This window comes from Caballeronia sp. (assembly GCF_028292365.1).
Taxonomy (GTDB): Bacteria; Pseudomonadota; Gammaproteobacteria; order Burkholderiales; family Burkholderiaceae; genus Caballeronia.
This window is the reverse complement of record NZ_JAQGMM010000364.1, coordinates 1-10268: the sequence shown is the minus strand read 5'-3', so window position 1 is coordinate 10268 and position 10268 is coordinate 1. Positions and strand designations below refer to the sequence as shown.

The window sequence follows — 10268 nt, the reverse complement described above, 5'->3', positions numbered from 1 at the left end:
CGGACCAGCACGCCGCCCGGTTGCGCCATGATCGGGAATACATGACCGGGCTGGACGATATGCTCGGCTTTCGCGTCGTGCGCAACCGCTGCCTGAATGGTGCGCGAGCGGTCCGCGGCGGAGATGCCGGTGGTCACGCCTTCGGCTGCCTCAATGCTCACCGTGAACGCCGTTCCGTACTGGGTGCCGTTTCGCTGCGTCATCAGCGGCAGGTTCAACTGGCGGCAGCGTTCCTGCGTGAGTGTCAGGCAGATCAGTCCACGGCCGTGGCGCGCCATGAAATTGATCGCTTCCGGCGTGACGAAATCGGCGGCGATGACGAGATCGCCTTCGTTTTCGCGGTCTTCTTCGTCGACAAGGATCACCATCCGGCCAGCCTTCAGCTCGGCGATGATCTCTGGAGTGGAGGCGAGCGTCATTGCGGTAGTCGTCCGGTGCGAGAAAGGGCGTATTTTACGCCACCGCCGATGGCAACGCGCTGGTTTTGCCGGTTTTGCGCTGGCGTTGGCCATCTGGCTGGGTATTAGCCAGATCCACAGGGGAGCGGTTGCGCCCTAGTCCGGTGGAAAACGAATCTGCGAGAAATGCCTTCCCGCGAGAATCGCCTTGCGCTCAATGCCGGCTGCCGATTCAATCAAGCCCTGTTGTTCGAGGAACAGCAGAAATGCCCGAGTCGACACCTTGCGGCAGTTGTCCGGTAGGAGAAAGCTTGCACGCGCGATCTTGTGGTCTTCGAACAAAAACACGCCGGTCCGCCCGTCAGCGAGTCCAAAATCATTCATCGCTTGCTGAACGGCCAGCTCGCCGAGGTTCGATTTTCGGGCTGGCGCGGCCATGTCCGACTGCATGTAGTGGTGGTACACCTTTGTCTCGACAAGCCGCACGCCGTTGTCGCGTACCCAGCCGGCGATGCGCTTGCTCGTGGGCGTCTCGTGGCGCGTGACTTCGTGCAACACCATGTCGACCAGCTCGACAGACCAACCTGGTTTCAATAAGAGATCGAGTGCGTCGGCATAGGCGAGCGTGATCAGCGGCCCTGCGTCTGGAAGCAGGGTGGTGTTAGTCGCCATGCGTTACTTTCGCAGCGCGTTCAGGTCGTCAACCATCCGGCTCACATTCGATTCGGGCAATCGCGGCATCGGCAGATGAGCCTGGGCCATGAGGAGGAACAGGTCTTCGTCGCTATCGATACCCAGCGCTTGCATTGCCTGGTTGTCGTCAATGCGGCCGAGCGAAAAATCGAGCAGGGCGCGGAAGTTCTGGTTGTTGCTGGCTTCGGCAGCTTCAAACGTCTCGACCAGATAGCGGAGTTCGGCGTTGAACAACGCGTTCACGGAGGTGTCCGACTTTGCCGCCAGGATCTTCGCTCGCTTGAGCAGGTCGCGATCAACTGCTCCAGTAAAATTTACGGTTTCCGCCATAGTCCGGCTCCTTAATAGCTAGTGGGTATTTTAACACGGACTTATGTGCTACACATATTTATGTGTTGAAGGCTCTCCTTGAAGCGGACAAGATCGCTGTCGCCACAAAAATCGCCTGATTGAGCTCAACTTAAATCTTCAAATTCTCACTCACATAGTCGATGAAAACACGCAGTTTGGGCGAGGCGTAACGGCTTGCAGGCCACAAGATCCAGAAGGTGACGGTCTGGTCGATGAAATCATCGAGCACGATCTGCAACGCGCCGCTCGCCAGCGCCTCCCGCACGAGGAAGGTTGGCAGGAGGGTCAAGCCTTTATCCTGAAGCGCGAGAAAGCCCAGGACTTCGATGGTATTGCTGACGAAGGTCTGCGGTAACTCCGGCTCGGCTTCCGACGCGGCAAGCTGGAACGGCCAGCGTTCCAGCTTGCCGGAGACGGGAAACTTATGCAGCAAACAGGCGTGCCGAACGAGTTCGGAGGGATGCGCAGGAACGCCATGTTCCTTGAGATATCCAGCCGAGGCGACCAGTACCTGCCCGCAGGAGCCCAGGCGCCGCGATATCAGCCTTGAGTCAAGCTGCTCACCCGTGCGAACGACGGCATCGAAACCCTCTTCGATGATATCTACCATGCGATCGGAGAAATCGACATCTATCTCGATGTCCGGGTATTGCGTCATGAAGCCGTCCAGCACCGGCATGATCAGCCCGGACAGCTGCGGCGTGCTGATCCGTAACCGTCCGCGAGGACTGCCCACCGCATCGGACAGTTCAGCTTCTGCCGCTTCGACCTCGCCCAGGATTCGCCGGCATCGCTCCAGGAACAAGGCACCTTCGGCTGTTAACGTGACGCTGCGCGTGCTGCGGTGAAAGAGCCGCACGCCCAGGCGTTCCTCGGTGCGCGCAATGCTTTTGCCGACCGCCGACGACGATACGCCCAGCAACCGTCCCGCCTCAGTAAAACTGCGAGTCTCCGCGACCTGCACAAACATCGAAATACCGCTGAGGCTATCCATCACCGTATCCCGAGATCAATTAACGCCGTAGGCGTCCGATATGCCCAGTACCTGGGCGAAATGTTCTTAATTTCGAAGACTGCATCGAAAGATGACGCTGGGGCGAACGGGTCGATTACGGACGTTTTAGTCCAATATATTCGGAACCTTAGCCTATTTTTCTTTTCCTGGTCAGTCCATACACTCTCCTCAAGGTCAAAAACCCGCTGTTGATCAACATTCACCAGCCACTGAATCTTGAGGAAATCATGTCCAAACTTCATTCCAGTATCAAAGTCGGTCCCTACGAATTTTCCCATCGCGTGGTGTTGGCGCCGCTCACCCGCATGCGCGCCGAAGAAGGCGCGAAACCAGGCCCGTTGATGGCCGAATACTACGCACAACGCGCTTCAGAAGGCGGCTTCCTGATCGGTGAAGCCACCATTGCTGCGCCGAATGGCAACGGCTATCTGGGTGCGCCCGGCCTGTACGACGACAGTCAGATTGCCGGCTGGAAGCTGGTGACGGAAGCCGTGCACGCCAAGGGTGGCCGCATCTTCCTGCAGCTTTATCACGCTGGACGTCAGTCCAGCAGCCAGTTGCAGCCGGGCGGCGCCGAGCCAGTGGCGCCTTCCGCCGTGCCGCATGGCGGCGTTGCCTACACCGAAGCGGGCTGGGTCCCGAACACGCCGAGCCGCGCGCTGACCATCCCCGAGATCGCCGATCTGGTCGAGAGCTTCCGCACAGCCGCCATTCGCGGCAGGCAGGCCGGCTTCGATGGCGTTGAACTGCACGCCGCCAACGGTTACTTGTTCGACCAGTTCCTGCAGGACGGCAGCAACAAGCGCACCGATATCTACGGCGGCTCGTTCGAAAACCGTACGCGCTTTTTGATCGAAGCGACCCAAGCTGTCATCTCGGTGTGGGGCAGCGAACGCGTGGCTGTGCGCCTTGGCCCGAGCGGCACGTGGGGCGATATGTCCGACAGCAACCCGGAAGCGCTCTTCAGTTACGTAGCGGAGGAACTGGCCAACTTGAATCTGGCGTACCTGCACCTGATCGAGCCGCGTGTGCTCGGCAATGTGGATGACGAAAGCAAGGACCAGAACCCGGTCGCCGCGCAACTGATTCGCAAGCACTACAAGGGAACCATCATTGCTGCTGGTGGCTTCAAGAGCCAAACGGCCGAGGCCATCTTGCAGGCGGGCGATGCCGACCTGGTCGCATTTGGCCGCGACTTCATCGCCAATCCGGATCTGCCTGAACGCCTGCGCCGCCAGTTGCCCCTGAATCCGTATGACCGTCCCAGTTTCTTTGGCGGTACAGATGTCGGTTATACGGACTATCCGTTCTATGACAAGGACTTGGTAGCAGCGTAAGCGGAGCATGTGATGAACTCTACTCACTCGACCAGCGCGCGCATTTCGCTTGCGCCGCTGTACTGGCTGGCCCTCGGTACGTTCGCAGTCGGCACCGAGAGCTTCATGATCGCCGGTCTGCTGCCCGACATGGCGACTGACCTGCACACCAGCATTGTTGCCACGGGTCAGCTGGTGACCGTGTTTGCTTTGGCCTACGCGTTCAGTTCGCCGGTCCTGACGGCTTTGACCGGCGGGTTACATCGGCGAACAATGATGATCCTGTCGCTCTCGGCCTTCACGCTGGCTAACCTCATTGCGTGGGGCGCCCAGAACTATTGGGAATTGATGGCGGCCCGCGTCCTGCTCGCCGCAGCCGCCGGTTTGTACGTTCCCGGCGCCAATGCGCTGGCGGGCGCCATCGCCGGTCCGGAACGGCGTGGCACGGCGCTGGCCATCGTCAACGGCGGCATCACGATCGCAGTTGCCTTCGGCGTGCCGCTTGGCGCGCTGATCGGTGACCGGCTCGGCTGGCGCATGACGTTTGCGGGCGTCGCCGCGCTGTCCGCCGTGGCCACGGCTGGCTTGCTGTTCGGCTTACCCCGCACGATAGGCGCGGGGTTGCCTACCGCCACGCTGCGCGAACGTGTCCATGTCGCACGCCAGCCAGTCATCCTGATGACCTTGCTCGTCACCACGCTGTGGGCGATGGGCGCCTACACGATCTACACCTACCTTGCCCTGTTCATCGCCAGGACGACGCCGTTGCATGGCGCGCAGATTGGCTATGTCCTGTTCACATGGGGTGTTGCGGCGGCTGTCGGTGTGTTCATCGGCGGCAAGGCGGTGGATCGCGTTGGCCCGCGCCGCGTGATCGTCCCCTGCCTGATCGTGTCGATCCTCGCTTTCTCGCTGATGTCGGCGAGCGCGCACTGGTTGCCGACATCATTGGCATTGGTCCCCATCCTGCTGAGCGTGGTGGCCTGGGGCGTGGCGCACTGGTCGTTTTACCCCGCGCAGCAAGCAGGGCTGATCAGCATCGCGGGCCTGCGTGGGACGCCGATTGCCCTGTCGCTGAACGCATCGTTCATGTATCTCGGCTTTTCGCTCGGCGCCGCGCTCGGTTCACTCACATTGAGTCTTACCTCGGTGAGCGATCTTGGCTGGACCGCTGCCGCCTGCGAAATAGCAGCGTTAGTCCTGACGGTCGTCATCCGCAGGCTTGCGGTACAGGCGCCGAAGCTGGCTTGCGCTGCCGCCTGATCGATGAAGTCGTCTGGCTTTGTCGCGGCATCGGTGGCTTCTGCTTCCCGATGTCGCGCCTATCCGGGGCTCACGTAGGTATCGCCGACCATCAGGTGCACGATTTCATCGCCATTGGTTTGCTGGACCTGCCGCTCCCCGGCCACTTCGCCCCGCCGCAGCACGACAATGCGATCGGCGATTGCAAAGATGTCATGCAGATTGTGCGAGATCAGGAGCACGGAGACGCCCTCGGCCTTCAACGCCGTGATCAACTCCATGACCTTGCGCTGCTCGGGCACGCCCAGCGCGGCGGTGGGCTCATCCATGATCAGCACCCGGGCGTTCCAGTAAATAGCCCGGCCAATTGCAATGGCCTGCCGCTGTCCGCCGGAGAGCATCTTCACCGGACCGCCGAGCTTGCGCTCGGGAATCACGATGTCGAGGCGCTTCAGCACCTCGCGTGCGACCTGCGCCATGCGCGGCCGGTCGATAACCTGAAAGCCCAGTTGCCGGCGCAGCGGTTCGCGTCCCAGGAAGATATTGCTGCCGACATCCAGGTTATCGGCCAGCGCAAGGTCCTGATAGATCGTCTCGATCCCGCGAGCGCGCGCGTCTTGCGGATCGCGCAATTGCAACGGCGCGCCGTCGAACAGCAGTTCGCCCTGGTCGGCCCGGTAGACGCCTGAAATGATCTTGATCAACGTCGACTTACCCGCACCGTTGTCGCCGGCGAGCGCCAGCACTTCGCCCGGCAGTAACTGCAATGAAACGTGCTTGAGCGCCTCCACGCCGCCAAAGCGGATCGAGATGTCGCGCACCTCCAGGATCGGCGTGGTCATTGGGCGCCTCCGAGACGGTCCTTGTATTGATCGATCAGTACCGACAGGATGATGACAATACCCACCACGATAAATTGCCAGAACGCGTTGACATCGACGAACACCAGTCCGAACTGGATCACAGCGATGATCAGCGCGCCGATCAGCGTCCCGACGACATTGCCAGTCCCGCCAAACAGGCTCGCGCCACCGATCACCACAGCGGCGATCGAATCGAGCAACATGGGTTCACCGGCGTTTGCGGCGCCCGCAGCAAAACGCGCGGTATAAATGATCCCGCCGACCGCGGCGAACGCGGCGGCGATCAGGTACACCACGAGCAGGTGGCGTTTGACGTTGATCCCGGCCCGGACCGCCGACTGCGGGTTGCCGCCTATCGCGTAGGTGTACTGGCCAAAACGCGTCTTCGATAGCAACAGGTGCATGATCACTAGCAGCACCCCGGTCAGCACCACCGGCGTCCAGCCGGCGCCGAGCCAGGCAAGACCGGCGTTGTCCACCGAGACAGTCATGCCGCTGCCTGCCGCGAGAAAGCCTGCTCCCCGCGCCACGCCGTACATGCCGAGGGTGCCGATAAAGGCCGGCACGCCAAGCCACGCGATCAGCACGCCGTTGACCAGCCCGGGTATCAGGCAGACGACGATGGTGAGCGGGATGGACACGATCAGGACCCATGGCGAGCCGCTGCCGAACAGCGTGAACTGCGCCACGCAGACGGCCGCGAGTCCCATCACGAAGCCCGCGGACAGATCGATGCCGGCCGTGATGATCACGAAGGTCTGGCCGATGGCCAGCAGCAACGGAGCGGCGGCGGCAAGACCAATCGATTGCAGGTTGTAGGCGTTAAAAAGAAACGACCGATGAGCCGAGATCTGCGCATACACCTCGAAGAAGGCGAGCAGGGCGGCCAGGAACAGCCACGGCCATAGTTTGGTAATCAGCGCGATCTTGTCGAGACGCGAGTTATCCATGGAGTTATCCGCGTTGTCATGAGCAGAACCCGCGTGCACGGAGGCGCACGCGGTGGGGCCGATCTATGTGACTTCAACCGGCCTGTTGTGGCTAGTTCGAATAGATGTATTGCTGCATGTCGGGCTTGTCGATATTGGTTTTATCGAGGACCTCGAAACCCGTGCTCTTGAGGGTGGGAATCTTCTTGCCGCGAATGACGTCGGCGGCGTACTTGACGCCGTAGTAGCCAATTTCATCCGGGCGCTGTGCAATCGCAATATCGACGAGGCCGCTCTTGATTTGCTTGTCGATGCCCGGCACCGCATCGAATACGACCACCTTGACGACGCCTTGTTTGCCCGCCGCCTTTACGCCCTGGGCCGCGCCGCTGCCGGAGAAAGTGTTGGCGCCGAATACGCCCGCGAGATTCGGATTGCGCGCCAATACCGCCGCGACGTGCGCAGCGGCCTGGTTGGCATCGTCCTCGTTGTACAGCGTTTGCAGCACGGTGATGTTCGGGTGCTTCTTCATTTCCTCCGCGAAGCCTTCAGCACGCGCGTCGGTGCTTGAGATCCCGGGCTTGTTGTTCTCGCAATAAACCGTGCCCTTATCGCCGATAGCTTTGGCAAGCGCACGTGCCGCGACTCGGCCGCCTTCGAGATTATCCGAAGCAATATACGAAAGCGGGAAATCCGCATCGCCCTTGCCCGTCTGATAGTGTCCATCGCCGATATAGGTGTCGACGGTAATGACCTTGATGCCGGCATCGGCGGCTTCTTTCAGCGGTCCGATTAACTGTTGTTTATCGACTGGCGAAATCAGCAACACGTCAGGACGTTTAGCGATAAACGCCTTGAGGATAGGCACTTGCTCACTGGTGTTCCACGCTTTGGGAACCTGGAACAGCAACTCGACTTTCTCTTCCTTGGCCGCCCGTTCCGCGCCGCGATGCATTGTGAAGTAGAACGGATCAACCACACCGGGCAGGAGTGCAACCACCGGATGCGCAGCATCCGCGTGCGCGAGTCCCGACAGCAAACAAACGATGATCGTTGAGGCCGCAACCGTACAGCGGGAAACGAAACGCTTCATTTTGTCTTCCTCCAGTTTTTGAGTCCGACCCGCGACGCCCGACTTATTTTGCACGCTTCATGGCGACGGCAATCGGTTGTTCGGCAGTATAGGCGCGAGCGGTGCCAGTGACCATTGGAATGACAACGCTAGATTGCGTTGCGGCTGGCAGGTCGTTTAGGGGTGTGGTGTTTAGTGGTGTCGCGAAAATTTTCAGCTATGCCGATGGCGATCGGCTTGTTACCCGACGTGATGACTTGCTTATGGTGATGGCACATCACGACGGTCACTTCCCTGGGTCACGCCATTGCGGCGCATGGACCTTGCCTATCCCACTTTAAGGACACTGAGAAACAGTGGTCCGTGTATCCGCCGAAAAAAGTCAGATAACGGACGCCATGCTTGGGCAATCGTGCGGCAACAGCCGCCGCCGCGAACCACGTCTTCGATCAGGGAGTTGCCTGATGACCATTAGGCGATACAGACAGAATCCGCTCCACGTACCGTGCAATCAGATCGATCTCCAGATTGACCTTCGCGCCGGCTTTCAAATGCCGCAACGTCGTGACTTCCACCGTATGCGGAATCAGGTTGATCGAAAACTCGCAGCCATCGGGCCGATCGTTCACGGTATTCACCGTCAGGCTCACGCCGTTTACCGTCACGGAGCCCTTATAAGCCAGATATTTACCGATATCGCTCGACGCCAGAATTCGCAGTTCATGCGACTCACCGACAGGCGCGAAATGCGTCACTTCACCAAGACCATCCACATGTCCCGATACCAGATGCCCGCCCAGCCGGTCGTGCGCACGCAGCGCCTTCTCCAGGTTCACATCGCCGGGAACGGAAAGTCCTGCCGTCTTGCTAAGGCTCTCGCGCGACACATCGACGGCAAACGACGCCGCTGACTTCTCTATCACGGTCATGCACGCGCCCTGGATGGAGATGCTGTCGCCAAGTTCCACATCCGCGAGATCCAGCCCGCCGGAGGCGACTGTAAGACGCACACCGGTATCGGCATCGGTGGCTGAACCCAACGGCGTAACCGCTTCGATGCGGCCGACCGCCGCGACAATTCCTGTGAACATCGTCGAGCTTCCTTAGATTGTTGTGCGTTTAGATGATCGGTTTTGCGTCCGTGGGCGCGTCGGTTTTCACCACCGCGAAGCGCGCCAGAATCCGCAGGTCATCGCCCAACCGGTCGATCCGATGAAACCGCAGATGCGGCCGGGCATTGAGTGTATCGGGCGGGGCAAAATCGAACATGCCCGGCGCGTTGCCCAGCAAACTTGGCGCGAGATAGACCAGCAATTCGTCGACACATCCCTCGCGCAACAGCGAGCCATTGAGCTTGTGGCCGGCTTCCACGTGCAATTCGTTAATCCCGCGGTCAGCAAGGATACCCAGCATGGCGGGCAAATCGACCTTGCCGTGCTCGTTCGTCAACGGCGTGAATTCGATACCCCGCTCACGCAGCGCATCGGCTTTCGCGGGGTCGGGCTCAGCGCCGCAAAACACCCACGGCGGCGCGCCTTCCAGAATCCGCGCCGTGAGCGGCACGTCCAGGCGGCTATCGACTAATACGCGTTGCGGCTGTCGCGGCGTCTCCACTGCGCGCACGGTCAGTTGCGGATCGTCCTCGCGCACCGTGCCAATGCCCGTCAGGATTGCGCACGCGCGAGCACGCCATGCGTGACCATCGGCACGCGCCGCTTCGCCCGTGATCCACTGGCTTTCGCCCGTCGGCAAACCTGTGCGGCCATCCAGCGTAGCCGCGACCTTCATGCGCACCCACGGACGGCGGCGCGTCATGCGCGACACAAAGCCGATGTTCATCTCGTACGCTTCATTGGCCAAAAGGCCGCAGCGCACATCAATACCCGCATCGCGGAGAATTGCCAGTCCGCGCCCGGACACTGCCGGATTCGGATCTTCCATGGCTGCGATCACTCTCACGACCCGCGCGTCGATCAGCGCATGCACGCACGGCGGCGTGCGGCCGAAATGGCTGCATGGTTCGAGCGTGACGTAAGCAGTCGCGCCTCGCGGATCGTGGCCCCGCGCCCGCGCGTCTTTCAGCGCGCGAACTTCGGCGTGATCCTGACCGGCGGGTTGCGTGAAACCTTCGCCGATCACATCGTCGTCCTTCACCAGCACGCAGCCGACGCGCGGATTCGGCGTCGTCGTGTACATGCCGCGCGCGGCCAGCGCCAGCGCGCGCTCCATGTGCGAGAAATCGGTCTGCGAGAACATGGCGGCGGCGCTTAAGCGGCGAGGTGAGCGAACGCGCCGCGGGCGGCGTCGAGCGTCGCGTCGATCACGGCATCGTCATGGGCGATCGATACAAATCCCGCCTCATACGCCGATGGCGCGAAGTAGACGCCGG

The 10268-nt window shown here is 60.9% G+C and carries 11 protein-coding genes; 2 read left to right on the top strand and 9 right to left on the bottom strand.

Features of this window, described 5'->3' with window-relative positions; translation table 11 throughout:
• The 4 genes from JWR14_RS22365 to JWR14_RS22350 form a co-directional block, all read right to left on the bottom strand.
• Nucleotides 1-419, bottom strand: a 419-nt coding sequence (locus tag JWR14_RS22365; protein WP_299711675.1) for a 3,4-dihydroxy-2-butanone-4-phosphate synthase, incomplete at its 3' end; no start/stop codon positions are given.
• Nucleotides 420-554: 135 nt separating this feature from the next.
• The gene (locus tag JWR14_RS22360; protein WP_299711672.1) at nucleotides 555-1070 is read right to left on the bottom strand and encodes a hypothetical protein; all 516 of its coding nucleotides are present in this window, start codon (nucleotides 1068-1070) and stop codon (nucleotides 555-557) included.
• Nucleotides 1071-1073: 3 nt separating this feature from the next.
• Complete coding sequence (locus JWR14_RS22355) at nucleotides 1074-1421, bottom strand: hypothetical protein (RefSeq protein WP_299711668.1); 348 nt, start codon at nucleotides 1419-1421, stop codon at nucleotides 1074-1076.
• A gap of 130 nt (nucleotides 1422-1551) precedes the next feature.
• On the bottom strand, nucleotides 1552-2436 hold the full coding sequence (locus tag JWR14_RS22350; protein ID WP_299711665.1) for a LysR substrate-binding domain-containing protein: 885 nt from the start codon (nucleotides 2434-2436) through the stop codon (nucleotides 1552-1554).
• Nucleotides 2437-2684: 248 nt separating this feature from the next.
• Between JWR14_RS22350 and JWR14_RS22345 the strand changes: the two genes are divergently transcribed.
• A complete protein-coding gene (locus tag JWR14_RS22345) occupies nucleotides 2685-3794 on the top strand; it encodes an alkene reductase (protein WP_299711662.1) in 1110 nt (369 codons plus the stop codon).
• Between the two features lie 12 nt (nucleotides 3795-3806).
• Nucleotides 3807-5036 carry an MFS transporter gene (locus tag JWR14_RS22340; RefSeq protein WP_299711659.1) on the top strand — a complete coding sequence of 410 codons (1230 nt, stop codon included), beginning with the start codon at nucleotides 3807-3809 and terminating at the stop codon, nucleotides 5034-5036.
• Between the two features lie 59 nt (nucleotides 5037-5095).
• Here the strand turns inward: JWR14_RS22340 and JWR14_RS22335 are convergent, their stop codons facing one another.
• The 5 genes from JWR14_RS22335 to ribD form a co-directional block, all read right to left on the bottom strand.
• Complete coding sequence (locus JWR14_RS22335; protein WP_299711655.1) at nucleotides 5096-5857, bottom strand: ATP-binding cassette domain-containing protein; 762 nt, start codon at nucleotides 5855-5857, stop codon at nucleotides 5096-5098.
• Nucleotides 5854-6828 (bottom strand): ribose ABC transporter, encoded by a 975-nt coding sequence (locus JWR14_RS22330; RefSeq protein ID WP_299711652.1) that lies wholly within the window; start codon nucleotides 6826-6828, stop codon nucleotides 5854-5856. The genes JWR14_RS22335 and JWR14_RS22330 overlap by 4 nt, the downstream gene beginning before the upstream one ends.
• A 91-nt stretch (nucleotides 6829-6919) precedes the next feature.
• The gene (locus tag JWR14_RS22325; protein ID WP_299711649.1) at nucleotides 6920-7900 is read right to left on the bottom strand and encodes an ABC transporter substrate-binding protein; all 981 of its coding nucleotides are present in this window, start codon (nucleotides 7898-7900) and stop codon (nucleotides 6920-6922) included.
• A gap of 428 nt (nucleotides 7901-8328) precedes the next feature.
• Nucleotides 8329-8970, bottom strand: a complete 642-nt coding sequence (locus JWR14_RS22320) for a riboflavin synthase (protein WP_299711646.1) — start codon at nucleotides 8968-8970, stop codon at nucleotides 8329-8331.
• A 28-nt stretch (nucleotides 8971-8998) separates the two neighbouring features.
• A complete protein-coding gene (gene ribD, locus JWR14_RS22315) occupies nucleotides 8999-10135 on the bottom strand; it encodes a bifunctional diaminohydroxyphosphoribosylaminopyrimidine deaminase/5-amino-6-(5-phosphoribosylamino)uracil reductase RibD (RefSeq protein ID WP_299711643.1) in 1137 nt (378 codons plus the stop codon).
• Nucleotides 10136-10268 lie beyond the last annotated feature (133 nt).

What these genes read in the sequence shown, in the direction of transcription:
- JWR14_RS22335 (WP_299711655.1), bottom strand. Translation starts at nt 5,857, where the DNA reads ATGACCACGCCGATCCTGGAGGTGCGCGACATCTCGATCCGCTTTGGC.
- JWR14_RS22325 (WP_299711649.1), bottom strand. Translation starts at nt 7,900, where the DNA reads ATGAAGCGTTTCGTTTCCCGCTGTACGGTTGCGGCCTCAACGATCATC.
- JWR14_RS22350 (WP_299711665.1), bottom strand. Translation starts at nt 2,436, where the DNA reads ATGGATAGCCTCAGCGGTATTTCGATGTTTGTGCAGGTCGCGGAGACT.
- JWR14_RS22360 (WP_299711672.1), bottom strand. Translation starts at nt 1,070, where the DNA reads ATGGCGACTAACACCACCCTGCTTCCAGACGCAGGGCCGCTGATCACG.
- JWR14_RS22330 (WP_299711652.1), bottom strand. Translation starts at nt 6,828, where the DNA reads ATGGATAACTCGCGTCTCGACAAGATCGCGCTGATTACCAAACTATGG.
- ribD (WP_299711643.1), bottom strand. Translation starts at nt 10,135, where the DNA reads ATGTTCTCGCAGACCGATTTCTCGCACATGGAGCGCGCGCTGGCGCTG.
- JWR14_RS22345 (WP_299711662.1), top strand. Translation starts at nt 2,685, where the DNA reads ATGTCCAAACTTCATTCCAGTATCAAAGTCGGTCCCTACGAATTTTCC.
- JWR14_RS22340 (WP_299711659.1), top strand. Translation starts at nt 3,807, where the DNA reads ATGAACTCTACTCACTCGACCAGCGCGCGCATTTCGCTTGCGCCGCTG.
- JWR14_RS22320 (WP_299711646.1), bottom strand. Translation starts at nt 8,970, where the DNA reads ATGTTCACAGGAATTGTCGCGGCGGTCGGCCGCATCGAAGCGGTTACG.
- JWR14_RS22355 (WP_299711668.1), bottom strand. Translation starts at nt 1,421, where the DNA reads ATGGCGGAAACCGTAAATTTTACTGGAGCAGTTGATCGCGACCTGCTC.